The organism is Halomonas sp. E19 (assembly GCF_052439355.1).
Taxonomy (GTDB): domain Bacteria; phylum Pseudomonadota; class Gammaproteobacteria; order Pseudomonadales; family Halomonadaceae; genus Halomonas.
Map to the genome: position 1 here is coordinate 736,229 of NZ_JBNFWU010000001.1, position 24,271 is coordinate 760,499.

Sequence of the window (24,271 nt, forward strand, 5' to 3'; positions counted from 1 at the left end):
CTTGCGGTTTAGGCTTCCTCGAAGGTATCGAAGTCAGCGGTAACACGCAGGTCGGGCTCTTCCGTGGCCAGGCTCGCCACCACGATGGCGATATAGGCCAGGATGACGCCAGGCACGATCTCGTAGAGATCGAAGATGCCGCCGGACAGCTCGGCCCACACCACCACGGTGACGCCGCCCACCACGATGCCGGCCAGTGCGCCCCACTTGTTCATGCGGCGCCAGTAGAGCGACATGATCAGGGCCGGGCCAAAGGCGGCGCCGAAGCCGGCCCAGGCATAGGCGACCAGGTCCAGTACGGTCGCGTCCGGGTTGAGCGCCAGCAGGTAGGCGACGATGGCGATGGCAATGACGGCGAAGCGTCCCACCCACACCAGCTCGGTCTGACTGGCATCCCTGCGGAAGATCGCCTTGTAGAAGTCATCAGTCAGCGCCGAGGAGGAGACCAGCAGCTGCGAGTCGGCGGTGGACATGATCGCGGCCAAAATGGCGGCGAGCAGAATGCCGGCGATCACCGGGTGGAAGATCAGGTTGACCATGACCATGAACACGGTTTCGCCGTCGGCCAGGTCGCGCTGCACGAAGCCCACGCCGAGCAGGCCCACGGCCACCGAGCTGATCAGCGCGATGGCGGTCCAGCTTACCGCGATACGACGGGCGGCGGGAATGTAGCGTTCGCTGCGGATGGCGGCGAAGCGCGCCAGGATGTGGGGCTGGCCGAAGTAGCCCAGGCCCCATGCCAGCGAGCTGACGATACCGATAAAGGACAGCGCCTCGCCGGTCGAGGCATCGCGGAACCAGGCCAGCATGTACTCGCTCTCGGCGGCCAGTGCAGCGCCGGCCCCCGCCGTACCGCCCAGGTCACCGAAGGCGATGATCGGCACGATGGCCAGGGCCGCCGCCATCATCAGCCCCTGGATCAGGTCGGTCCAGGAGACCGCCAGGAAGCCGCCAAAGAAAGTGTAGGAGATCACCGCGATGGTGCCGATGGTGACGGCCACCGTGTAGTCATAGCCAAACACCGTCTCGAACAGCCGGCCCCCGGCAACCAGGCCGGAGCTGGTATAGAAGAGGAAGAACAGCAGGATGAAGATCGCCGAGATCACCCGCAGCAGCTGCGACTTGTCGCGGAAGCGGTTGGCGAAGTACTCGGGCAGGGTCAGGGCGTCGCTGAGCTTGAAGCTGTAGAGCCGCAGGCGGCGTGCCACGATCAGCCAGTTGAGCCAGGTGCCGATCAGCAGGCCCACTGCGATCCAGCTGGCCGAGATGCCGCTGACATAGGCCGCGCCCGGCAGGCCCAGCAGCAGCCAGCCCGACATGTCGGAGGCACCGGCAGAGATTGCCGAGGTCCAGGGGCCGAGGGAGCGCCCCCGAGAATGTAGTCGGACAGGTTGGTCGTGCGCTTGTAGGCGACGATACCGATGCCGAGCATCAGCAGTAGGTACACCACGAAGGTGAAGCCGATTGCCATGTTGTTCTGAACCATAAAAGGGTTCCTTCAGTGTTGTTTTGGTAATGAACGAGAAAGGATCACTCGTCTCCCAGCGCAAGCAGTGATGCATTGCCGCCCAGCGCGGCGGTATTGACCGTGACGGTCTTTTCGGTAGCGAAACGCAGCAGGTAGTGCGGCCCGCCAGCCTTGGGTCCGGTACCGGACAGGCCCAGCCCGCCGAAGGGCTGCACGCCTACAACGGCGCCGATGATATTCCGGTTGATGTACACATTGCCAACGCGAATCCTCTGCGCAACCAGCTGGGCAAAGGACTCATTGCGGCTGTGTACGCCAAAGGTCAGCCCGTACCCCTTGGCGTTGATCGACTCCAGCACGCTCTCGATCTCGCTGGCCTTGTAGCGCACCACGTGCAGCACGGGGCCGAACTGCTCACGCTCCAGGGCGTCGATGGCATCAATGCGGAAGGCCACCGGCGGCACGAAGCTGCCGTGGGCGGTGTGGGCGGGGTCCAGGCGCGTCTCGGCCAACAGGCGCCCCTCGCCCTTGAGGCGTTCAATATGCGCCAGCAGGCCGGCGCGGGCGTCTTCGTCGATCACCGGGCCCACGTCTGTGCCCAGGTCGCGCGGGTCGCCCACGTGCAGTTCGTCCATGGCGCCACGCAGGATCTCGATCACGCGATCGGCCACCTCCTCCTGCAGGTAGAGCACGCGCAGGGCGCTACAGCGCTGGCCGGCGCTCTGGTAGGCCGACTGCACCACATCGGCGACGACCTGCTCCGGCAGGGCGGTGGAGTCGACGATCAGGGCGTTCATGCCGCCTGTTTCGGCGATTAGGGTAGGCAGCGGAGCATTCTCCCGAGCGGCCAGGGCGCGATTGATGATCTGCGCGGTGTCGGTGCCGCCGGTGAAGACCACTCCGGTGATACGCGGGTCGGAGGTGAGCACGCTGCCCACGGTGGGACCATCGCCCGGCAGCAGCTGCACCACGTCACGCGGCATGCCGGCCTCGTACAGTAATTCGATCACGCGGTGAGCCACGATAGAGGTCTGCTCGGCGGGCTTGGCCAGCACGGTGTTGCCGGCCACGGCGGCGGCCACTACCTGGCCGCAGAAGATGGCCACCGGGAAGTTCCACGGACTGATGGCGGCAAACACGCCGCGACCGTTGAGCATCAGGCGGTTGGATTCCCCGGTGGGCCCGGGCAGGGTGATGGCGTCGCCGAACTGCTCCTCGGCGCGCATGGCGTAGTAGCGGCAGAAGTCCACCGCCTCGCGAATCTCGTCGACGCCGTCGGTGAGCAGCTTGCCGCCCTCGCGGGAGCACAGCGCCATCAGTTCGGCCAGGTTCTCCTCCATCAGGTCGCCCAGGCGGCGAAGGATGGCGGCGCGCTCGGCGACCGGGGTGGCTTCCCAACGGGGGAAGGCGGCCCAGGCGGCGTCCAGGGCGCGGGCGGCCTGGTCGCGGCTGGTCCACTGCACGCTGCCGACGCGCTGGCGACGGTCATAGGGGCTGGCTACGTCATGGGTGCTGGCCGGGTCCTTGGGCACGTCGAACGCCAGCAGCGGGGCGGCTTCGTATTGGGTATCCATGAAACGCGCCATGGCCTGCATCAGCGGGTCGTAGTGGCTGCGCACGTTGAGGTTGACGCCTTTCGAGTTGCGCCGCTTTTCGCCGTAGATGGCGTGAGGCAGGGGGATCTTCGGGTTGGCAAAGCTCTTGTACTGGCCAAGCGTCTGGACCGGGTGTATGCACAGGGTCTCCACCGGGACCTTGGGGTCGACCAGCTGATGCACGAACGAGGAGTTGGCGCCGTTTTCGAGCAGGCGACGCACCAGGTAAGGCAGCAGATCCTTGTGCGCGCCCACCGGCGCGTAGATACGGCAGTAGGTACCCTTGGGGGCGCGCTTCAGCGCCGCTTCGTAGAGCGCCTCGCCCATGCCGTGCAGGCGCTGGAATTCGAACGGGCGCACGGCCTCGTTGCCCATCTCGAGAATGGAGCTGATCGTGTGGGCATTGTGCGTTGCGAACTGCGGGAAGATCCGCCCCTGGGTCTGGTCGGAAAGCAGGAAGCGGGCGCAGACCAGGTAGGCCACGTCGGTGCAGGCCTTGCGGGTATAGACCGGATAGCCCTCCACCCCCAGCTGCTGCGACTCCTTGATCTCGCTGTCCCAGTAGGCGCCCTTGACCAAGCGCACGGGAATCTCGTCGCCCTGGCGCTCGGCCAGGCGGTTGAGGTAGTGCAGCACCGGCAGGGCGCGCTTGGAGTAGGCTTGAACCACTAAGCCGAAGTGTCCCCAGCCCCGGCAGGCCTCGCTTTCGTAGACGGCACGGAACACCTCCAGCGACAGCTCCAGGCGGTCGACCTCCTCGGCGTCGATGGTCAAGGCCACATCACGCTTGCGCGCCATGCTGGCCAGCTCCGAGACGCTGCCCACCAGCTCGCGCAAGATCTGCTCGCGGCGGCCGAACTCATAGCGCGGGTGCAGCGCCGACAGCTTGATCGACACGGAAGGTGCCGGCGTGTGCGCGGCAAGCTTGGTGCTGGTCAGGCCGACCCGCTCGATGGCACGCGCATAGTCATCGAAGTAGCGCTTGGCGTCGGCGCGGGTGCGGGCCGCCTCGCCCAGCATGTCGTAGGAGTAGGTGTAACCCTTGTCGAACAGCGGGCGAGAGCGCTTCAGCGCTTCGTCCACATCGCGACCGAGCACGAACTGCTTGCCCATGATCTTCATCGCTTCGTACATGGCGCGACGAATGACCGGTTCGCCCATCCGATTGACCAGGCGGTTGATGAAGCCGGAAGGCTTGCCGTCGCGAGGCTTGTCCAGCGTGACCACGCGGCCGGTCATCAGCAGGCCCCAGGTCGAGGCGTTGACCAGCCAGGAGTCGCTCTGGCCGACATGCGCCTTCCAGTCGGCCGGGCCAAGCTTGTCCTCGATCAGTGCATCGGCGGTGGCGGTATCGGGAATGCGCAGCATGGCCTCGGCCAAGCACATCAGCATCAGCCCTTCATGGGTGTCCAGGCTGTACTGCTGCAGCAGCTCGTCGATGGTGTCGACCGCGGCGTCCATCTCGCGCACTTCACGCACCAGCTCGGCGGTCTTGCCGGCGATGCGGCGGAAATCGCCGGTGCTGGTGCCGAGCACATCAATCAGTTCTTGAACGAAGGTGTTTTCGTCGACGACATAATGCTCGCTGAGGCGAGCGAACAGCGTGTCGAGATCCTGTTGCCAGCTGGCAGCGTCCAGCATGGTGTGGGCATTGAGCATAAGTTGTCCCCTGGTGTCGGCCGGCACGAATGGCAAAGCCACCTCTCGAGCCGCGGCTCGATTTCGGTGTATAGCTTGACTTTAGGGGAGGCCGCTCGGGCTGCTTGCCAAAAACCCGGATAGATTTGTCGATTTCGCGGCTATGCGCCGCCCCAGGCTTGCAATTGCGACTTAAGTCGTATGACGTAGACGGTTTGTCGCCGTGGATCGGCTGCGTTCCAGCGTGGCCTGCCGCAGCTGGCTGGGCGGGCAGCCGAACAGGTTGCGAAACGCATGGGAGAGCGCGCTCTGATGGGCAAAGCCGGTGCTCACGGCGATCTGCGACAGCGGCAGGCGGCTCTCCTCTAGCAGGCGGCGCGCGGCTTCGAGGCGGCGGCGGCGAACGTATTGCCAGGGCGAGAGTCCGGTCTGGTCGCGAAAGCGGGAGCGGAAATGGGCTTCGCTGAGGCAGGCCTGCTGGGCCAGGTCGGCCACACTGAGCGGGCTGGCAAGATGCTGGTCGATGTAGCGATCGAGCTTGCCCAGGTCGAGCCGGCGCGGGGCCAGCGCTTCCGTGCCGCCCAGGCGGGCGTGCAGGCAGCCCAGGAAGGTGGCGGCCAGTCGGTCACTGTGCGCGGCGCTCAAGCCTTGCAGTGACGCAGCCTGCTCGAGCAGCAGGAAGTCCAGGTAGCGCTTGAGTGGCAGGTCCAGAGAGAAGAAGCGGGGCGCATCGAACAGTCGGGAAAGTTCGTGGTGGTGGCCTGTCAGGGAGGGTGCATCGGCTGGCAGGTCGAGGATTAGCTGACGGTTCTCGCCCTGGCCCACGTAATAGTGCACATGATTGGAAGGCACGATACAGCCGGAAAAGGCCGAAATAGCCCCGCCAAGCCCCTCGATCTCGAACTCTGCCCGCCCCTGCAGGCCAATCACGATCTGGTGGAAATCGTGGGCGTGGTGCTGGGTGGCTGTGTCGAGGGGAATCTGGCGAATCACGCTGGGCATGGGAGTCTCCCGCCGGGTATCTACCTTGTTACAGCATACCATAGCTGGGTATGGGCCACGGTTATTCGCGGTTGCGCTGCTGCTCCCTGAGCCGATGGTGGGCCAGCAGATGGGTGCGCAGGGCGGCCAGCTCCTCCCGCCCGGTGCGGTCGAGCAGCGGCTTGCCGTAGGGAACCTGCCAGGGCCGGCCATGATCATGCATAAGCTGCTGGGCGCGCCGCCGAACCCCGTCGAGGTAGTCGTCATGGCGAATGGGATAATGGATGATGGCGTTCCACTCGTTTTCGCTGACCTGGCCGGCCAGTGCCTTGTCGAACAGAGCCAGCAGCTGCTCCGGTTCGGTGCGGTAGCGAGGAGTGCGCGAGAACAGCAGGATCAGCACCATGCTGCCGATCACCAGCAGACAGACGGCGAAGATGAGAAGAAACAGAGCCATGTAAGATCCGGATAGAGGCCGGGTCGCCGGCGTGGGCCAGACTGGCGTGCGGTCAGGCAGTCTACCCAGCGTCGAGCGGCCTCGGCAAGTCGCGTGGCAGCAAGCTAACGTGGGGTTGACAGACCAAGGAGCTGGAGCGGAGGAGGTTTTACGCGGCATGGAGCGGGTGAAGGGAATCGAACCCTCGTCTTAAGCTTGGGAAGCTTCTGCTCTACCATTGAGCTACACCCGCAGCGCATGCCCATGGTAATTCTCCTGGTCGGGCCTTTCAAGCGCGTACCGCGCTGTTTGGGCTTTTTCAAGCAGCTGATTTGGAAAGAGTAAGTGCTGACGGTGGGATGGTCCTGGGGAAAGCCCATGAGCGTGGAGTGGCTCTGGGCAGCTGCGCCCGTCTCCTGACAGGTGCCGCTCGGCTCATCGTTGCATGAAGCGGCGTTGACAGGGCAAAAAAACTGTCGTTCCCGGAGAACTTTCCTGCTTGCCGCTGTCTGATCAGGTACAGGCAACAAGCGATGGCAGTCGCTAACACTGTTGCTCTGGCTCGCAGTTTCGATCTTGCCGCCCATGCCCTTGCATGTGGCGGCTTTCTTTGTGCTCGCTTGCGTGTGGCCTGTGTTGTCATGACATTGGCAGGGTCAGAACGGCAAGACACCCGGCGCAGGCCGGGTGTCTTCAATGGGAGCCGGCAATGCTTCAGCGATTGCGCATGCGCAGCAGGGCGATAAGCACATCGCGGCGGGTGACGATGCCGATCAGTTTCTCCTGCTCGACCACTGGAAACACCTTGGGCTTTTGCCCCAGCATTTCCTGGGCCAGGTCGGTGATGCTCTTGTTCGGTGACACGGACAGCACCTCGTGGCGCATTAAGTCCTTGACCAGCGGGGGCTCGTCATTGAGATAGGCGCTTTGCAGGATCTTGCCGATCACGTCCTGTTCGGAGATGAAGCCGATCAGGCGGTCGCGCTGGTCAACCACAGGAACGCCGGGCAGGCGGTGCAGCGCCAGGCCTTCGGCAAGTGTGCAGACCGAGGTTTCTGCGGTGACGCGATAGCAGTCCCGAGACATGATTTCGCGGACGACGGTAGGGGCCTTGTCGATCATGGCGCATCTCCAGGTCGGGTGGCACTTGTCATTCTTGCTCACAGCATAGTCGAGGCAGGAAGGCGCTCATGCTGGCCAGACGACACTTAATTAACGCTTCGCAATGCGCCGGCTCAGGCATGCCATGCGGCTGGGGCATGTTCAGGGAACATGCGCCGGGGGCGACGCTCAAAGAAGGTGGCTCCGCTCTGTGGGGTGCAGACCACCATTCCTGCAAGGAGAACGATATGGATGCGCGAGAGTACCTGGCCAGAAAGGGGCTGGACGGCCGGCGCGATGAAGAAAAACCCAATACCTTGGAAGAGAAGGCGTGGGAGCGGGCCAGAGAAGCGGGCGCCCACCAGCCGCGTGCCGGAACTCCTTACGACTGGGAGGAGTGGACGCGCTATCACGAGGAGCTGACGGAAGGGGCGGACGCGATCCAGCAGAAGATCGTTGCTGAAGCACATCGCCGCGCTGCGCGAGACGAGCACCGCACCGTCACGGTAATGGATGCCGCACAGGTGGCGCCGGCTCGCCAGCGACAACCAGCGTGCGAGGCTATGACGCCCCCTAAGAAGCGGCAGGAGTCGCCGGCCATGGTGCTGGCGCTCAAGGCGCTGGCGGTCCTGATGCCCCCTTGGCCGTGGGGCTGACCGAGGGCGGGCGGCGGCGGGTCACGGTCAGCTGCCTATTGACCCTGCTGGGCTGGGTGCCCGGTATCCTGCATGCCTGGGCCTGGCTCAGGTCACGCGGCGCGACTTGAACGCGCCCTTTCCCTCCTTTTACCTCTTCGCTCTCTCTTTGCTTTAGCCTCAGACTCCTGCTCCGCGCCGGCTCTCTTTCGTTCTGTTGCCTGCCTTTCCTTACTTATCCATTTTTCTTCCTGTGCGTGCATGCCGCTACATCCGCTGCTTTTCACTCGAGATTCTCGCTGCCGAGCCTGGGCGTAGAGCAGGTGGTCGGGGGTGATCTCTCGCCGTCAAGGCGCTTTCGATTCTGTTTATGTTCGCTTGCGAACAGGTTTTGCGCCGGATGTGAGTTTTCTTTACGTTCAGAGTTTGTTTTCAACAAGGCTTTTTATTTTAAAAACAATCGATTGCTGCTTTTTCCCACGAGGATATAGACGAAAGTCTAGGTGTTGAAGTGTTGGTGCACCGTTGCTGCTGCCAGGGCGTTGGGCTAGTCTCACTATCGGAAACGAACATAAGACGTTAAGGATGATTGAAAGCGAACATTTCGCTCTTGATGAGAATCGTGATAACAACAACAGGATAAGGCGTATGTCTTCCTACCTTCTCGCCATCGACCAGGGCACGACCAGCACACGCGCCATTGTCTTCGATCGCACCTTCACGCCGGTAGCCATTGCACAGCAGGAGTTGGCCCAGTCCTATCCGGCCGATGGCTGGGTGGAGCATGACCCGGAGGCGATCTGGCACTCCGTCCTGACCACCAGCCAGGAAGCGCTGCGCCGCAGTGGCATCACGGCGGACCAGCTGGCGGGCATCGGCATCACCAACCAGCGCGAAACCACCGTGGTATGGGATCGCCTCACCGGCGAACCGGTGCATCCCGCCATCGTTTGGCAGGACCGCCGCACCACCGGCCTGTGTGAAGCGTTGCGCCAGGCGGGCCACGACCAGGACGTGCAGGCGCGCACCGGCCTGCTGACCGACCCCTATTTCTCCGCCACCAAGCTTGGGTGGATCCTCGACAACGTGCGCGGCGCCCGCTCGCGGGCGGCACGCGGCGAGCTGGCCTTCGGCACCATCGACAGCTTCCTGGTGTGGCGCCTCACCGGCGGCCAACGTCACCTGACCGATGCCACCAACGCCTCCCGTACTCTGCTGTTCAACATCCACACGCAGCAGTGGGATGCCAATTTGCTCTCGCTGTTCGACATTCCCGCCTCGCTGCTGCCCGAGGTGCTCGACTCCAGCGACGATTTCGGCGCAACCGACCCCGCCCTGTTCGGCCATGCGGTGCCCATCACCGGCGTCGCGGGCGACCAGCATGCTGCCCTGGTGGGGCAGGCATGCTTCGAACCGGGCATGGCCAAAAGCACCTATGGGACCGGCTGCTTCATGATGCTCAATACCGGCGATCAGGCCGTGGCCTCCCAGAACCGTCTGTTGACGACGCTGGCCTATCGCCTGAATGGCAAGCCCACCTATGCGATGGAAGGTAGCATCTTCATTGCCGGGGCTGCGGTGCAGTGGCTGCGCGACGGCCTGAAGCTGTTCGCAGACGCCGCCGAAACCGAGCAGCTTGCCGACCAGACCCGGGCGGGCCACAGCGTCTACCTGGTGCCGGCCTTCACCGGGCTGGGGGCGCCCCACTGGGACCCGCGGGCGCGCGGCGCCATCTTCGGCCTGACTCGCGACACCGGCATTGCCGAGATCGTCGCCGCCGGCCTGCAGTCGGTGTGCTTCCAGTCGCGCGACCTGCATCGCTGCATGGAACAGGACGTGGGCTATCGCCACGGCCGCCTGAGGGTGGACGGCGGCATGGTTGCCAACGGCTGGTTGATGCAGTTCCTGGCCGACATGCTCGGGCAGGAGGTCGATCGCCCCGAGATTCTCGAAACTACCGCCCTGGGTGCCGCCTATCTGGCCGCACTGGGGGTTGGCTGGCATTGCTCGCTGGATGAGCTGGCCAAACTCTGGCGCTGCGAGCGCACCTTCGTGCCGGCCATGCAGGCGGTGGAGCGCGAGTCGCTCTACGACGGCTGGCAGAGTGCCGTCAGGCGGGTGAGAAGCGACCTGGCGGCCGTTTCCGCCGCCGCGCCGGCCTGACCACTGCCATTGCGGCAGACCTCGCTACCATCCCGTCAGGGGGTGGTCCTCGTATGACATAACAACGATGACAACGAGTTCAGCATGTCTCTGATACTTGAAAACATCGACCATATGGTCAATGGAGCGACGCACATCGAGGGGGTCAACCTCGAGCTGGCGCCCGGCTCCTTCAACGTGCTGCTGGGGCGTACCCTGGCCGGCAAGACGACGCTGATGCGGATCATGGCCGGCCTGGAGACGCCCACCCGCGGCAGGGTGCTGATGCACGGTGAGGACGTGACGCGCAAGTCGGTGCGCAAGCGCAACGTCTCGATGGTCTACCAGCAGTTTATCAACTACCCAAGCCTGACGGTCTTCGACAACATCGCCTCGCCGCTCAAGCTGGCCCGGGTGCCGCGCGATGAGATCCGCGAGCGGGTCCACGACACGGCCCGCATGCTGCACATCGAACACCTGCTCGGGCGCTATCCGTCGGAGCTCTCCGGCGGCCAGCAGCAGCGCACCGCCATGGGCCGGGCGCTGGTGAAGGACGCCGACCTGATCCTGTTCGACGAGCCGCTGGTCAACCTCGACTACAAGCTGCGCGAGGAGTTCCGCGAGGAGCTGCGCGAGCTGTTCAAGACACGCAACTGCATCGCCGTGTATGCCACCACCGAGCCCAACGAGGCGCTGGCGCTGGGCGGCTATACCGCGGTATTGCACCAGGGGCGCCTGCTGCAATATGGCCCCACCGAGGATGTCTATCACCGCCCGCGCGATGTGCTGACCGCTGAAATGTTCTCGGAGCCGCCGATCAATGTGGTGCCCGCGATCGTCTCGGGCACCGAGGTAACCTTCGATCGCAACGTGCACTTTCCGCTGAATCGTGACCTGGCAGGCCTGTCGCCCGGCCAGTACCAGTTCGGCGTGCGGGCATCGCACATCGGCCTCGAGCGCCAGGCGGAGGACGACCTCGAGCTCGAGGTGAAGGTCGACATCGCCGAGATCAGCGGTTCCGAAACCTTCCTGCACGTTCACAACGACCTGTTCCAGCTGGTGCTGCACCTGACGGGGGTGCATGAGTTCGGCGTCGACCAGCGCATCAAAGTCTATTTCCCGACCCACAAGATCTATGCCTTCGACCGGCATGGCGACGTCGTGCACATTCCCGCACGGCCAGGAGCGCACTGATGGCCCAGATCACCCTCAAGGCGTTGGCGCACAGCTATTCGCCCAATCCCGCCGGCCCCGAGGACTACGCCATCCGCGAAATGGAGCATGTCTGGCAGCAGGGCGGTGCCTATGCGCTGCTCGGGCCGTCCGGCTGCGGCAAGTCGACGCTGCTCAATATCATCTCCGGGCTGCTGGTGCCCTCCAACGGCCAGGTATTGTTCGATGATCGGCTCGTCAATGAGCTGCCGCCAGAAGAGCGCAACATTGCCCAGGTGTTCCAGTTCCCGGTGGTGTACGACACCATGACGGTGTTCGACAACCTGGCCTTCCCCTGCGCAACGTGGGCACGCCCGAGACCAAGGTGCGTGAGCGCGTAGCAGAGGTGGCCGAGATCCTCGACCTCAGTTCACTGCTCAAGCGCAAGGCGCGCAACCTCACCGCCGACGAAAAGCAGAAGGTCTCCATGGGACGCGGCCTGGTGCGCGACGATGTCTCGGCGATCCTGTTCGACGAACCGCTCACGGTGATCGATCCCCAGCTCAAGTGGAAGCTCAGGCGCAAGCTCAAGGAGATCCACGAGCGCTTCAACATCACCATGATTTACGTGACCCACGACCAGCTCGAGGCGTCGACCTTCGCCGACAAGATCGCGGTGATGTACGAGGGCCAGGTGGTGCAGTTCGGCACCCCGCGTGAGCTGTTCGAGCGGCCCGCCCACACCTTCGTCGGCTACTTCATCGGCAGCCCCGGCATGAACCTGATCGAGGTGGCGCGCACCGAGCGCGGCGTGCGTGCCGGCACCATGGATCTGACGCTGCCGCCCGCTCTGCGCAATGCCATCCACCGCTCTCGCTCGCGCAACATCAAGCTCGGCATCCGCCCGGAATTCGTCGAGGTGCTGCCGGCGCCCGCCGAAGGCACCTATCCGGTGCAGATCGACAGCGTGCAGGATCTCGGTACCTACCGCATCGTCTCCTTCGCCTTCGCCGGCGTGCCGTTTCGGGCGCGCCTGGAGGAGGACATCGCGGTGCCGGAGCGTCAGGCGTTCATCCGCTTTCCCGAGGCGTGGCTGAACCTTTACATCGACGAGTTCCGCGTGGAGGTGGGGCAATGAACAAGGTCTACAACAACCGGGCGTGGTTTTTGATCCTGCCCATGCTGCTGCTGGTGGCGTTCTCGGCCATCATTCCGCTGATGACAGTGGTCAACTACTCGGTGCAGGACGTGTTCGATGCCAACACGCGCTTCTTCACCGGCACCGAGTGGTTCCAGGTGATGCTCAACGATCCTGCCCTGCAGGCGGCGCTGCTGCGTCAGTTCGCCTTCTCGTTCACCATCCTGGCGATCGAGGTGCCACTGGGCATCGGTATCGCACTGCTGATGCCCAAACGCGGCTGGCAGGCCTCCGCGGTGCTGATCCTGATCACGCTGCCGCTGCTGATCCCTTGGAACGTGGTGGGCAGCATCTGGCAGCTCTTCACCCGTGGCGACATCGGCCTGATGGGCGTGGGTATCCGTGAGCTGGGCTATGCCTACAACATCACCCGCAACCCCACCGATGCCTGGGCCACCATCATCCTGATGGACGTGTGGCACTGGACCCCGCTGATCGCCCTGCTGTGCTACAGCGGCCTGCGTTCGATCCCCGATGCCTATTATCAGGCGGCACGCATCGACCGTGCCTCGAAGTGGGCGGTGTTTCGCTATATCCAACTGCCCAAGCTGACCAACGTGCTGGTGATCGGCGTACTGCTGCGCTTCATGCACTCCTTCATGATCTACGCCGAGCCGTTCGTGCTCACCGGCGGTGGCCCCGGCAGTTCCACTACCTTCCTCAGCCAGTCGCTGACCACCATGGCCATCGGCCAGCAGGACCTGGGCCCCTCGGCGGCGTTCTCGCTGATCTACTTCCTCATCATTCTGCTGGTCTGCTGGGTCTTCTACACCGCGATCATGAACAGCCAGAAAGACAACGCCAACCAGGGAGGCGCCTGACATGACTCGCTCCGTACCGACGACACCGGACAGCGTGCGCCAGCAGGCCGCCGAAATGGCCGCCAAGCGCCGCAAGAAGGCCCGATCGACCACCATTCGCTGGCGTCGCCGCACGCTGCTCGGCCTCTACCTTGTGTTCGTGATGCTGCCGATCTACTGGCTGCTCAACCTGTCGTTCCAGACCAACGCGGAGATTCTCGGCAGCTTCTCGTTCTGGCCCCAAAACTTTACCCTGGGCAACTACATCGGCATCTTCAGCGACGCCAACTGGTACATGGGCTACGTCAACTCGCTGGCCTATGTGCTGATGAACATGCTGATCAGCATCTCCGTGGCGCTGCCCGCCGCCTATGCCTTCAGCCGCTTCCGCTTCATCGGCGACAAGCACCTGTTCTTCTGGCTGCTGACCAACCTGATGGCGCCGCCGGCGGTGTTCCTGCTGCCCTATTTCCAGCTCTACTACTCGGTGGGCCTGTTCGATACCCACATCGCCGTGGCGCTGGCGCACTGCCTGTTCAATATCCCGCTGGCAGTGTGGATCCTGGAAGGCTTCATGAGCAGCGTGCCCAAGGAAGTCGACGAGACCGCCTATATCGACGGCTACAGCTTCCCGCGTTTCTTCGTGACCATCTTCCTGCCCATGATCCGCTCGGGCATCGGCGTGACGCTGTTCTTCCTGTTCATGTTCTCGTGGGTCGAGCTGCTGCTCTCCCGCACCCTGACCGCCACCAACGCCCAGCCCATCGCCTCGATCATGACGCGGACCTCGACGGCCTCGGGCATCGACTGGGGCACCCTGGCCGCGGCCGGCGTGCTGACCATCATTCCGGGCATCGTGGTGGTTTACTTCGTTCGCAATCACATCGCCAAGGGCTTCGCCCTGGGCCGGACCTGAAGGGGAGGATACCGCGATGGAATGGATGGTCTGGACTCTGCCCACGGCAATCTTCTTCTCCGTCATCGCCGCGATCCTGCTCGGCATGACGGCCTGGGAACTGGCGTCACCCACGGTGGAACGGCGCGGCTTCCTGCCGATCGCCACCACCCGCGGCGACCGGCTCTTCATCGGTCTGCTTTCCGCGGCCTATATCCACCTGGCCGTGGTCGGCTTCACCGAAATCTCGATTTGGTTTGCCCTGGGGGCTTCCGTCCTCTGGTTGCTGGTGCTGATGCGCTGGGGCTGAACCGGGCTGGGGCTGAACCAAGTAGTGGTAAGGGAAACAACCGCGTCAGGGAAGACGCCGACAATCAAAACGAGGTCAATATGAATAACAAGACGCTCCAACTGACGGCATTGGCGGGCAGCTTGCTGCTGGCATCTGCCGGGCTGCACGCCAACGAGAATGCCCGGGCCATCGCCGAACGCCTGGTCGACACGCACTTCCAGAACTCCACCCTCTCCCGCGAGGAGCAGATTGAGGAGCTGCTGTGGTTTGCGCAGGCCGCCGAACCGTTTCGCGGCATGCAGATCAACACCGTGGCCGAGGGGCTGACCACCCACGTATGGGAACGCGACGTGCTGGCGCCCGCCTTCGAGGAGCTCACCGGCATCCGGGTCACCCACAACATCATCGGCGAGGGTGATGTGGTGGACAACATGCAGACCCAGATGCAGACCGGGCGCAACATCTACGATGGCTACGTCAACGACTCGGACGCCATCGGCACCCACATCCGCTATGGTGCCACCATCAACCTGTCGCAGGCGATGGAGAACGAGTGGGCGGACTACACGCTGCCGACGCTGGATCTCGATGACTTCATCGGCCTGCAGTACACCACCGGGCCGGATGGCAGCATCTACCAGCTGCCGACCCAGCAGTTCGCCAATCTCTACTGGTTCCGCTACGACTGGTTCCAGCGCGAGGACCTGCAGGAGCAGTTCCGCGAGATCTACGGCTACGACCTGGGCGTGCCGACCAACTGGACTGCCTACGAGGACATCGCCGAGTTCTTCACCGAGCATGTGGGTGAAATCGACGGCGTTCGCGTCTATGGCCACATGGACTATGGCCGCCGCGACCCGTCGCTGGGCTGGCGCTTCCACGACTCCTGGCTCTCCATGGCCGGCATGGGCAGCCCCGGCATCCCGTTCGGCAACCCGGTGGACGACTGGGGCATCCGCGTCGACGAAGAGAGCCGCCCGGTCGGTGCCAGCGTCAGCCGCGGCGGCGCCACCAACTCGCCGGCTTCGGTGTTCGCCGTGACCAAGATGGTCGAATGGCTGGACAAGTACGCGCCGCCCGAGGCCCAGGGCATGACCTTCGGCGAGGCCGGGCCGGTGCCGGCACAGGGCAACATCGCCCAGCAGATCTTCTGGTACACCGCCTTCACCGCCGACATGGTCGACCCCAGCGTGGCGGTCACCGACGACCAGGGCAACCCCAAGTGGCGGATGGCGCCGTCGCCCACCGGCCCGTACTGGGAAGAGGGCATGAAGGTCGGCTACCAGGACGTGGGTTCGTGGACCTTCTTCAACTCCACCCCCGAAGAGCGTCGCACTGCTGCCTGGCTGTTCGCCCAGTTCACTACCGCCAAGACCGTGTCGCTGGAGAAGCTGATGGCCGGCCTCACGCCGATTCGGGAATCCGACATCTTCTCCGACCAGATGACCGAGATGGCGCCCAGGCTCGGCGGCCTGGTGGAGTTCTATCGCAGCCCCAACGAGTCCATGTGGACCCCGACCGGCACCAACGTGCCCGACTATCCGCGTATGGCGCCGCTGTGGTGGCAGAACCTGGCGCCGGCCGTCAGCGGTGAGGTTAGCCCCCAGCAGGCCCTCGATAGCCTGGCCGGTGCGCTCGACAACATCATGGCGCGCCTGGCGCGGGCCAACGTGTTCGAGTCCTACCCGCCGGTGCTCAACGAAGAGCGTGACCCTGAATACTGGCTGTCGCAGCCGGGCTCTCCCAAGGCCAAGCTCGACGACGAGATGCCGCAGGGAACCACCGTGCCCTACGACGAGCTGATGGAGGCCTGGATGGCGGCCGGCACACGCTGAACCGCGTCGGCGGCGACCCAGTCGCCGCCGCACGCCCGGCCTGGCCGGGAACAAGGCAAGTGTGACCGGTTGCCCGAACGGGACCCTGGCCCCGCTCGGTCGCACCGAGCGGGGCGCTTTGCATTTTAGGAAGGGCAAGATATGCAATTACGAGACGCTAACCTGCGCAAGCTGCAAGGCCAGAGCTTCGATGTGCTGGTGGTGGGCGGGGGCATCAACGGCGCGTCGTCGGCCGCGGCGCTCAGCGGCAAGGGCGTGAGCGTGGCCCTGATCGACCGCGGCGACTTTGCCGGCAGTACCAGCATGCACTCATCGAACCTGGTGTGGGGCGGTATCAAGTACATGGAGAGCGGCGATTTCGCGCTGGTGCGCAAGCTATGCCAAAGCCGCAACCACCTGATTCGCAGCTACCCCTCCACGGTCCGGGAGATCCGCTTCCTGACCACGATCAATCGCGGCTTTCGCCACCATCCCCTGGTGCCCTGGGCGGGGCCTGGCTCTACTGGCTGATGGGCAACGCCTTCACCCGGCGGCCGCATTTCCTCAAGCCTTCTGCCATCAAGGCGCGCGAGCCGGTCATCGACGTCGCATCGGCCCTGGGCGGCTTCGAGTACTCCGATGCCTACCTGTACGACAACGATGCCCGCTTCGTCTTCAACTTCGTGCGCGGTGCGCTGGATTACGGCGGCGTTGCCGCCAACTACGTGGAATACCTTGATGCACGGCGCGAGGGCGACCTGTGGGTCACCCAGGTGCGCGACCGCATGACCGATGCCACCTTCGAGATTCGCTCGCGGGTGCTGATCAATGCCGCCGGCCCCTGGGTCGATGCCCTGAATCAGCGTGCCGGGCAGCACACCCAGCACCAGCATGTATTCTCCAAGGGTATCCATCTCATCGTGCCGCGCCTGACCGACAGCAAGCGCGTGCTGGCCTTCTTCGCCGACGACGGGCGGCCCTTCTTCGTCATTCCAATGGGCCAGCGAACCTGCATCGGCACGACCGACACGCGGGTGGAGCAGCCGGACGTGGAAACCACCGCCGACGATATCCGCTTCGTGCTCGACAACATCAACAAGCGCCTGGCCCTGGCCAAGCCGCTCGGTGAATCCGACATCATCAGCACGCGCTGCGGTGTCAGGCCGCTGGCGGTGAAGGCCGCCCAGGGCGAGGAACGCGACTTCCTCAACCTGTCGCGCAAGCATGCCATCGACCTGGATGCCGACCGCCGTCATCTGAGCATCTTCGGTGGCAAGCTCACTGACTGCCTCAATGTCGGCGAGGAGGTGGTGGAGGTCGTGAAGGGGCTGGGCATTGCCATTCCTTTCCCGACGCAGCGCTGGTACGGCGAGCCCGCTGCCGCCGTGCGCGAGGCGTTCATGCAGCAGGCGCGGCTGATGAACCTCGATGCGCTGACCTCGGCCCAGGCCGCCGAGCCGCTCAGCCAGCGTCTGTGGCGGCGCTACGGCACCCAGGCGCTGGAGATGCTGGAGGTGATACGCCAAGACGTGCGCCAGGCCGAGGTGCTTATTGAAGGCACCGAATACCTGCGCGTCGAGCTGGAGCAGGCGCGGCATCGTGAAATGGTCACCCGCCTCGAGGATTTCCTGCGGCGACGCTCCAAGATCGCCCTGGTGGTACCTGAAAAAGCATTCGGCAGTCACCGGGGCTGCGCGAGGCCTGCGATATCCTCTTCGGTGACCAGGCGGACCTGCGCCTGGAGGAGTATTTCGCAGCCAGCGGCGAGTCTCATCGCGAGGCCGGCACGGCGGGGCCAGTGTCGTTGGGTGCGCGCCAGGTCTGAGCCTGCGCTCGAGAACGATTGCCGCAGCAGGGGGGCAGTATAATGCCGTCAACTTTTCAGATTTCAGGTGTTGACCATGGGGTATTTGATCGGGGTCACGGCGCTGTGGGCCTTCTCGTTCTCGCTGATCGGCGTCTACCTGGCGGGGCAGGTCGACAGCTACTTCGCCGTGCTGGTGCGGGTGGCGCTGGCCACGCTGGTCTTCCTGCCGTTCCTGCGCCCGGCGCTGCTGCGCGGTCGCCAGCGCCTGGCGCTGATGGCGCTGGGGGCGGTGCAGCTTGGCATCATGTACATCTTCTTCTACCAGTCGTTCCTGCTGCTGACAGTGCCGGAGGTACTGCTGTTCACCATCTTCACGCCGTTCTACGTGGCGCTGCTGGACGATGCCCTGTTCAAGCGCTTCACCCCGATCTACCTGGTCACGGCTGCCCTGGCGGTGCTGGGCGCGGCGGTGATCCGCTACGAGGGCATCGCCGGCGAGTTCTGGCTCGGCTTCCTGGTGGTGCAGGGCGCCAACCTCTGCTTCGCCCTGGGCCAGGTGGGCTATCGGCGGCTGTCCGTCACGCTGCCTGACTCGCTGCCGCGCTACAGCGTCTTCGCTTGGTTCTACCTGGGTGCCATGGCCGTGGCGCTGCCGGCCTTCGCGCTGCTCGGCAATGCCGCGGCCCTGCCCACTACCGGTGTGCAGTGGGGCGTGCTCGCCTGGCTCGGTCTGGTGGCTTCGGGCCTGGGCTACTACCTGTGGAACCTCGGCGCGACCCGCGTTGATGCCGGTGCGCTGGCCATCATGAACAACGCCCTGATTCCGGCGGGGCTGGTGGTCAACCTGGTGATCTGGAACCGCGACGCCGACCTGCCCCGGCTGGCGCTGGGCGGGGCGATCATCGTTGCTTCGCTGCTGCTCGACGAGTGGTGGCTGCGCCGCCGGGTGGCTGCCACGGCCTGAGCCAAGTTTGCCCACCCTGCATGCAGCCCCCATAATGATCGGCCACGATCCGTGAGGCCAGGGCATGCATTCCCCGAACAACGCTGCGTTCAAGAACATCGGACTGATCGGCCGCCTGGGCAGTGCCAAGGTGGTCGACACGCTCAAGCGCCTGATGCGTTTTCTCGAGGCCCAGGGCTATCACGTCATCATCGAGGATCGCACCGCCACCGTGCTGCTCGACCACGGGCACCCCGAGGCGAGCCGGCGCACGCTCGGCGAGCTCTGCGACCTGGTGATCGTGGTGGGCGGCGACGGCAGCCTGCTGGGGGCGGCACGCACGCTGTGCCACAGCGGCACCCTGGTGCTCGGGGTCAACCGCGGCCGCCTGGGCTTTCTCACGGACATCTCGCCTGACGAGCTCGAGGAGCGCGTGGGCGAGGTGCTGGCGGGGCGCTACGAGGTCGAGGAGCGCTTCCTGCTCGATGCCGAGCTGTACCGTGACGGCACCCTGGTGGGCAGTGGTGATGCCCTCAACGAAGTGGTGCTGCACCCGGGCAAGGCAGTGCGCATGATCGAATTCGAACTCTTCATCGACGGGCAGTTCGTCTACAGCCAGCGCAGCGACGGCCTGATCATGGCCACGCCCACCGGCTCCACCGCCTATTCGCTCTCCGGCGGCGGCTCCATCATGCACCCCAAGCTCGACGTGATCGAGCTGGTGCCCATGTTCCCCACACCCTGTCGAGCCGGCCCATCGTCATCGATGCCGCTAGCGAGATCCATGTGCATATCGGCGAGACCAACCAGACCTACCCTCATATCAGCTGCGATGGTCAGACGCGTGCCGTGGCCAAGCCCGATGACGTGCTGGTCGTGAAGCGCAAGCCACAGCGTGTCCAGCTGGTGCATCCGCTGGGCCACAATTTTTACGAAGTCCTGCGCAGCAAGCTGGGCTGGAGCAACCGCCTGGGGGATTGATGTGAGAGGAGAGGCACCTATCGAAGGCTATGACCTCATCGGCGATGTGCACGGCTGCGGCGCCACGTTGGCCGCACTACTGGAAAAACTCGGCTATCACCAGCGTGGCGGGGTCTACCGCCACCCCAGAAGACGCGCCATCTTCCTCGGCGACCTGATCGACCGCGGGCCGCGCATCCGGCTGGCCGTCTCCATCGTGCGGCGCATGGTGGAGGAGGGCGAAGCCCATATTGTGATGGGCAACCACGAGTACAACGCCCTGGCCTATTGCCACCGGGCGCCGGCTCACCTGGGGCGGGAATGGCTGCGCGACCATACGCCGCGCCACAACCGTATCATCAAGGAAACCCTCGACCAGTACCGCGACCATCCCGCCGAATGGGAGGAGACGTTGGCATGGTTCTTCGAGATTCCGCTGTTCCTGGAACTGCCCGAACTGCGGGTGGTGCACGCCTGCTGGGACCAGGCGCTGATCGAGGCGCTACGCCGGCAATATCCCGACGGGCGCATCGACGAAGCCTTCCTCGAGGCCTCGATGGTGCCGGGCACGCAGCCGTTCCAGATCATGGATCGGCTGACTCGCGGCTCTCACCTGACGCTGCCGGAAGGCATCGAGATCCACTCCGGCGACGGCTTCACCCGGCGCAGCTTCCGCACCCACTTCTGGGCCAGGGAGCCGCGCACCTGGGGCGACGTGATCTTCCAGCCCGACAACCTGCCGGGCCGCCTGGAAGATCGCATGCTCACCGATGCGGAGCGAGCGCGACTGAGTCATTACGACCTCGGCCAACGGCCGCTCTTCATCGGCCACTACTGGTGCGAGGGCATACCGGCGCTGCCCACCGCCAACATCGCCTGCCTGGACTACAGCGCGGTGAAGTTCGGCCGCCTGGTCGCCTACCGCTGGAGCGGCGAGCGGCGCCTCGACGCCAACCATTTCGTGTGGGTGCGCGTGCCTCAGGAAGAAGAGGCGCGCCCCAGGCCCTGGGAGATCGACTTTGACTGAAGAGATGGCGCGTCTGCTGTTTATACAAAACATTACAAATTATTTTTCAAGCGTCCTGAACTTCGCTGCGCATTGCTTATCTGAGTAGGTGTTCCCTTGAATGATCCCTTGCTCTTATCCGGCGGCCCCCTTCCGCCGGATTTTTCTTTTACGACGGGCAACGCCCTCTTGCGGCGCCGTGCCAGCTCCATTTCGGACCGCTGCCTGAATTCCCGCCGGGGCTGCGCCACTCGGTCCTTCGCCACGCCAACGTTGAGATGCGGACGTCAGCCAAGCATCATATTCGAAAGAACCGAACCGGAACGATGCCATGTACCGTGTGATGCTGTTTCCCCATGACACCGACACGCGCGAGCTGCGACGTGCCCTGTGGGCCCACCGAATCGGCCATCGCTTCACCGAAGATGAGGAGGGGCAAGTACTGTGGCTGGCCAACCTGGAGCAGCATGACGCCCTGATGCAGCTGCTGTCGCGCTGGGAGCGCGGCGAGCCGGTCATGCCGCGCCAGCGGCGCCAGGGCCAGGGCGGGGCCTCGCTGGCGGTTCCCTTTCGCCAGGCCCCCGTCACCGCCACAGTGCTGGCACTGAGCCTGCTGGTCTTTGCCCTGATGGCCGTGCTGGGCGACATCGTGGTCGCCATGCTCACCATCGTTCCCATTGGCGTGGTCAACGGCAGCCTGGCCTTCGGCAGCCTGGCCGACGCGCTGGCCTCGGGGCAGGTGTGGCGGCTGCTGTCGCCGGCCTTCCTGCATTTCGGCTGGATGCACCTGATTTTCAACATGCTGTGGCTGTGGTACTTCGGCCGCCAGGTGGAAGCCCTGCAGGGCAGCGGGCGCATGCTGGCGCTGGTGCTCATCTCCGGCATCGGCGCCAACCTGGCCCAGTACGCCACCGGCACCGTGCTGTTCGGCGGCATGTCGGGAGTCGATTTCGCGCTGCTCGGCTATGTCTGGCTGATGTCGCGCCGCGCGCCGCACAGCGGCTTCTTCGTGCCGCAGATGCTGGTGGTGTTCATGCTCGGCTGGATGGTGTTCACCATGACCGACATGGCTGCGGCGGTGGGCTTCGGCAACGTGGCCAACGAGGCGCACCTGGGGGGCTGGTCGTGGGCCTGGCGATGGGGTGGTATTATTCGGGTCGTGCACGCCGCCTTTGATCGAGAGAGTTTCCCGAGAGAGTTCCCAATGAGCGATATGACCTTCGAGCGCATGATCCGCCAGATGACGCCTGCCATCTACGAGAGCCTCAAGCAGGCGGTGGCGCTGCGCAAATGGCCCGACGGGCGGCTGCTGACCGCGGAGCAGACCGAGCTGTGCCTCGAGGCGGTGATTCGCTACGAGCACGAGAACCACGTGCCCGAGGAGCTGCGCGTGGGCTATCTTCAGCAGCGCACCTGCGGCAGCGCCAGCAGCGGCACCGACGTGCCGCCGGAGCTCGCCGGCCTGGCTCGGGACGCCTCGCGTGACTGAGGGGCTGATCGAGGCCGCCTCCGTTGTGCAGGGCTGCCTGAGCAAGATGGCCGTCGCGCCGGGCGAGCAGGGCGGCGCGGTGCGCTACACGCTGCGTGCCGGCGAGCATCGCCTCGACCTGAATGCGCGGCTCGGCCAGCCGCTGCGGCTGCAGTGGACCGGCGCGATCGCCTGTACCCACTGCGGCCGGGCGACCAGGAAGAGCTTCGCCCAAGGCTATTGTTACCCCTGCTTCAAGAAGCTGGCCCAGTGCGATACCTGCATCGTCAAGCCCGAGACCTGCCACTTCGACGCCGGCACCTGCCGTGAGCCGGAGTGGGCCGAACGCCACTGTTTCCAGCCCCACGTCATCTACCTGGCGAATTCGTCCGGCCTCAAGGTAGGCATCACCCGCGGTACCCAGGTGCCCACGCGCTGGCTCGATCAGGGCGCGATCCAGGCGCTGCCGATCCTGACGGTCGAGACGCGTCAGCAGTCGGGTCTGGTCGAGGTGTTGTTCAAGGAGGAGGTGGCCGACCGCACCAACTGGCGCGCCATGCTCAAGGGCGAGGTCGAGCCGCTGGATCTCGTGACCGAGCGCGACCGCCTGCTGGCGCGTCTGGAGAGCGGGCTTGGCCAGCTACGCCAGCGCTTCGGTGCCGATGCCATTCGCCTGCTCGACGAGCCGCCGGTCACTTTCGACTACCCGGTGCTGGAGCATCCGCGCAAGATCGTCTCGCACAACTTCGACAAGCAGCCCGAGGTGGCCGGCACCCTGGTGGGGCTCAAGGGGCAGTATCTGATCCTCGACAGCGGCGTGATCAACCTGCGCAAGTTCACCGGCTACGAGGTGGCGGTGAGCTGACCTGGGCACGGAACTGAGCGCAGCCGAGAGGCTGCGCTATGCTCCCCGAAGAGACGTCGTTGCGAGGGAGCCGTCATGAGCACGATGCGCGCCATGCGCCTGCATGCCCCCGGTCAGCCGCTGCGGCTCGAAAGCGTGCCCAGGCCGACGCCCGCTGCAGGGCAGGTGCAGTATCGCGTGCTGGCCTGTGGCGTGTGCCGCACCGACCTGCATGTGGTGGACGGCGAGCTGCCTTCGCCCGTCCTGCCCTTGGTTCCCGGTCACGAGATCGTCGGTGAGGTTACCGCGGTGGGTGCGGACGTGCAGCACCTGGGGGTGGGCATGCGCATCGGCGTGCCCTGGCTGGGGTGGACCTGCGGCGAGTGCGAGGCCTGCCTGGCCGGTCGCGAGAATCTCTGCTCCCACGCGCGCTTCACCGGCTATACCCTCGATGGCGGCTACGCCGAGTACGGCGTGGCCGATGCCCGCTACTGTTTCCCCTTGATCGCCGAGGACGCCCAGGCCGCAGCACCGCTGCTATGCGCGGGGTTGATCGGCTATCGCACCTGGCGCCTGGCCGGAGGCGAGCAGAACCGGCGCCTCGGCATCTACGGCTTCGGCGCCGCGGCGCATATCCTCGTGCAGCTCGCCGTGGCGCGTGGGCAGCGAGTCTATGCCTTCACCCGGCCGGGCGACGACGCGGCCCGGGCCTTCGCCCGGCGGCTCGGCGCCGTGTGGGCCGGCGACGCCGACCAGACGCCGCCGGAGCCCCTCGATGCCGCACTGCTGTTCGCCCCGGTGGGGGAGCTGGTGCCCCTGGCCCTGGCGCAGGTGCGTCCGGGCGGTACGGTGGTTTCCGGCGGTATCCACATGTCCGACATTCCTGCCTTCCCCTATCGCCTGCTGTGGCAGGAGCGCAGCGTCAAGTCGGTGGCCAACCTCACCCGGCAGGACGGCGAGGAGTTCCTGGCCCTGGCCCCCACGGTGCCGATTCGCACCGAGACGCACGCCTACCCGCTGGACCGGGCCAACCAGGCGCTGAGCGACCTGCGCGAGGGCCGGCTGACGGGAGCTGCCGTCATCGTGCCTTGAGCCG

Annotated in this window: 17 protein-coding genes, 1 tRNA gene and 5 pseudogenes; 17 read left to right on the forward strand and 6 right to left on the reverse strand. The window is 65.0% G+C overall.

Annotated elements, in window-relative coordinates; translation table 11 throughout:
- Positions 1–8 precede the first annotated feature (8 nt).
- From putP to ACUDAL_RS03990, 6 genes and pseudogenes are all read right to left on the reverse strand, one after another.
- Positions 9–1,486, reverse strand: a pseudogene (gene putP, locus ACUDAL_RS03965) (sodium/proline symporter PutP).
- Positions 1,487–1,530: 44 nt separating this feature from the next.
- Positions 1,531–4,722, reverse strand: a complete 3,192-nt coding sequence (putA, locus tag ACUDAL_RS03970) for a bifunctional proline dehydrogenase/L-glutamate gamma-semialdehyde dehydrogenase PutA (RefSeq protein WP_444677221.1) — start codon at positions 4,720–4,722, stop codon at positions 1,531–1,533.
- A 171-nt stretch (positions 4,723–4,893) separates the two neighbouring features.
- Positions 4,894–5,703: a helix-turn-helix domain-containing protein gene (locus tag ACUDAL_RS03975; protein ID WP_444677222.1), complete on the reverse strand. Its 810-nt coding sequence runs from the start codon at positions 5,701–5,703 to the stop codon at positions 4,894–4,896.
- A 61-nt stretch (positions 5,704–5,764) separates the two neighbouring features.
- A complete protein-coding gene (locus ACUDAL_RS03980; protein ID WP_444677223.1) occupies positions 5,765–6,139 on the reverse strand; it encodes a hypothetical protein in 375 nt (124 codons plus the stop codon).
- Between the two features lie 158 nt (positions 6,140–6,297).
- Positions 6,298–6,371 (reverse strand) — tRNA-Gly (locus tag ACUDAL_RS03985).
- A 461-nt stretch (positions 6,372–6,832) separates the two neighbouring features.
- Complete coding sequence (locus ACUDAL_RS03990) at positions 6,833–7,240, reverse strand: CBS domain-containing protein (protein WP_444677224.1); 408 nt, start codon at positions 7,238–7,240, stop codon at positions 6,833–6,835.
- Between the two features lie 227 nt (positions 7,241–7,467).
- Between ACUDAL_RS03990 and ACUDAL_RS03995 the strand changes: the two genes are divergently transcribed.
- From ACUDAL_RS03995 to ACUDAL_RS04075, 17 genes and pseudogenes are all read left to right on the forward strand, one after another.
- Positions 7,468–7,875 (forward strand): YqaE/Pmp3 family membrane protein, encoded by a 408-nt coding sequence (locus ACUDAL_RS03995; RefSeq protein WP_444677225.1) that lies wholly within the window; start codon positions 7,468–7,470, stop codon positions 7,873–7,875.
- On the forward strand, positions 7,866–7,985 hold the full coding sequence (locus ACUDAL_RS04000; RefSeq protein WP_444677226.1) for a YqaE/Pmp3 family membrane protein: 120 nt from the start codon (positions 7,866–7,868) through the stop codon (positions 7,983–7,985). The genes ACUDAL_RS03995 and ACUDAL_RS04000 overlap by 10 nt, the downstream gene beginning before the upstream one ends.
- Positions 7,986–8,502: 517 nt before the next feature.
- A complete protein-coding gene (glpK, locus tag ACUDAL_RS04005; RefSeq protein ID WP_444677227.1) occupies positions 8,503–10,017 on the forward strand; it encodes a glycerol kinase GlpK in 1,515 nt (504 codons plus the stop codon).
- Between the two features lie 84 nt (positions 10,018–10,101).
- A complete protein-coding gene (locus ACUDAL_RS04010) occupies positions 10,102–11,190 on the forward strand; it encodes an ABC transporter ATP-binding protein (RefSeq protein WP_444677228.1) in 1,089 nt (362 codons plus the stop codon).
- Positions 11,190–12,286, forward strand: a pseudogene (locus ACUDAL_RS04015) (ABC transporter ATP-binding protein). Before ACUDAL_RS04010 ends, ACUDAL_RS04015 begins: the two are co-directional and overlap by 1 nt.
- Entirely contained in the window at positions 12,283–13,167 is an 885-nt protein-coding gene (locus tag ACUDAL_RS04020) for a carbohydrate ABC transporter permease (RefSeq protein ID WP_444677229.1), read from the forward strand. The pseudogene ACUDAL_RS04015 and the gene ACUDAL_RS04020 overlap by 4 nt, the downstream one beginning before the upstream one ends.
- A gap of 1 nt (position 13,168) precedes the next feature.
- Positions 13,169–14,062 carry a carbohydrate ABC transporter permease gene (locus ACUDAL_RS04025; RefSeq protein WP_444677230.1) on the forward strand — a complete coding sequence of 298 codons (894 nt, stop codon included), beginning with the start codon at positions 13,169–13,171 and terminating at the stop codon, positions 14,060–14,062.
- Positions 14,063–14,078: 16 nt separating this feature from the next.
- A complete protein-coding gene (locus tag ACUDAL_RS04030; RefSeq protein WP_444677231.1) occupies positions 14,079–14,351 on the forward strand; it encodes a DUF2160 domain-containing protein in 273 nt (90 codons plus the stop codon).
- A gap of 80 nt (positions 14,352–14,431) precedes the next feature.
- The gene (locus ACUDAL_RS04035; RefSeq protein ID WP_444677232.1) at positions 14,432–16,168 is read left to right on the forward strand and encodes an ABC transporter substrate-binding protein; all 1,737 of its coding nucleotides are present in this window, start codon (positions 14,432–14,434) and stop codon (positions 16,166–16,168) included.
- A 141-nt stretch (positions 16,169–16,309) separates the two neighbouring features.
- Positions 16,310–17,972: pseudogene (locus ACUDAL_RS04040) on the forward strand (FAD-dependent oxidoreductase).
- 76 nt (positions 17,973–18,048) lie between these two features.
- A complete protein-coding gene (locus ACUDAL_RS04045; protein WP_444677233.1) occupies positions 18,049–18,918 on the forward strand; it encodes an EamA family transporter in 870 nt (289 codons plus the stop codon).
- Positions 18,919–18,982: 64 nt separating this feature from the next.
- A pseudogene (locus ACUDAL_RS04050) lies at positions 18,983–19,878 on the forward strand (NAD(+) kinase).
- A 19-nt stretch (positions 19,879–19,897) separates the two neighbouring features.
- On the forward strand, positions 19,898–20,884 hold the full coding sequence (locus ACUDAL_RS04055; RefSeq protein WP_444679303.1) for a metallophosphoesterase: 987 nt from the start codon (positions 19,898–19,900) through the stop codon (positions 20,882–20,884).
- Between the two features lie 310 nt (positions 20,885–21,194).
- Positions 21,195–22,039, forward strand: a pseudogene (locus tag ACUDAL_RS04060) (rhomboid family intramembrane serine protease).
- Positions 22,040–22,067: 28 nt separating this feature from the next.
- Positions 22,068–22,352 (forward strand): YeaC family protein, encoded by a 285-nt coding sequence (locus tag ACUDAL_RS04065; protein WP_444677234.1) that lies wholly within the window; start codon positions 22,068–22,070, stop codon positions 22,350–22,352.
- Positions 22,353–22,398: 46 nt separating this feature from the next.
- On the forward strand, positions 22,399–23,196 hold the full coding sequence (locus tag ACUDAL_RS04070; protein ID WP_444679304.1) for a DUF2797 domain-containing protein: 798 nt from the start codon (positions 22,399–22,401) through the stop codon (positions 23,194–23,196).
- 75 nt (positions 23,197–23,271) lie between these two features.
- A complete protein-coding gene (locus ACUDAL_RS04075) occupies positions 23,272–24,267 on the forward strand; it encodes a zinc-dependent alcohol dehydrogenase family protein (RefSeq protein ID WP_444677235.1) in 996 nt (331 codons plus the stop codon).
- The last annotated feature ends 4 nt before the right edge of the window (positions 24,268–24,271 follow it).

Coding starts and splice junctions, on each gene's coding strand:
- glpK (WP_444677227.1), top strand. CDS start 8,503: ATGTCTTCCTACCTTCTCGCCATCGACCAGGGCACGACCAGCACACGC.
- ACUDAL_RS04070 (WP_444679304.1), top strand. CDS start 22,399: ATGGCCGTCGCGCCGGGCGAGCAGGGCGGCGCGGTGCGCTACACGCTG.
- ACUDAL_RS04045 (WP_444677233.1), top strand. CDS start 18,049: ATGGGGTATTTGATCGGGGTCACGGCGCTGTGGGCCTTCTCGTTCTCG.
- ACUDAL_RS03975 (WP_444677222.1), bottom strand. CDS start 5,703: ATGCCCAGCGTGATTCGCCAGATTCCCCTCGACACAGCCACCCAGCAC.
- ACUDAL_RS04010 (WP_444677228.1), top strand. CDS start 10,102: ATGTCTCTGATACTTGAAAACATCGACCATATGGTCAATGGAGCGACG.
- ACUDAL_RS04065 (WP_444677234.1), top strand. CDS start 22,068: ATGAGCGATATGACCTTCGAGCGCATGATCCGCCAGATGACGCCTGCC.
- ACUDAL_RS03980 (WP_444677223.1), bottom strand. CDS start 6,139: ATGGCTCTGTTTCTTCTCATCTTCGCCGTCTGTCTGCTGGTGATCGGC.
- ACUDAL_RS04020 (WP_444677229.1), top strand. CDS start 12,283: ATGAACAAGGTCTACAACAACCGGGCGTGGTTTTTGATCCTGCCCATG.
- ACUDAL_RS04035 (WP_444677232.1), top strand. CDS start 14,432: ATGAATAACAAGACGCTCCAACTGACGGCATTGGCGGGCAGCTTGCTG.
- ACUDAL_RS03990 (WP_444677224.1), bottom strand. CDS start 7,240: ATGATCGACAAGGCCCCTACCGTCGTCCGCGAAATCATGTCTCGGGAC.
- ACUDAL_RS03995 (WP_444677225.1), top strand. CDS start 7,468: ATGGATGCGCGAGAGTACCTGGCCAGAAAGGGGCTGGACGGCCGGCGC.
- ACUDAL_RS04025 (WP_444677230.1), top strand. CDS start 13,169: ATGACTCGCTCCGTACCGACGACACCGGACAGCGTGCGCCAGCAGGCC.
- ACUDAL_RS04075 (WP_444677235.1), top strand. CDS start 23,272: ATGAGCACGATGCGCGCCATGCGCCTGCATGCCCCCGGTCAGCCGCTG.
- ACUDAL_RS04030 (WP_444677231.1), top strand. CDS start 14,079: ATGGAATGGATGGTCTGGACTCTGCCCACGGCAATCTTCTTCTCCGTC.
- putA (WP_444677221.1), bottom strand. CDS start 4,722: ATGCTCAATGCCCACACCATGCTGGACGCTGCCAGCTGGCAACAGGAT.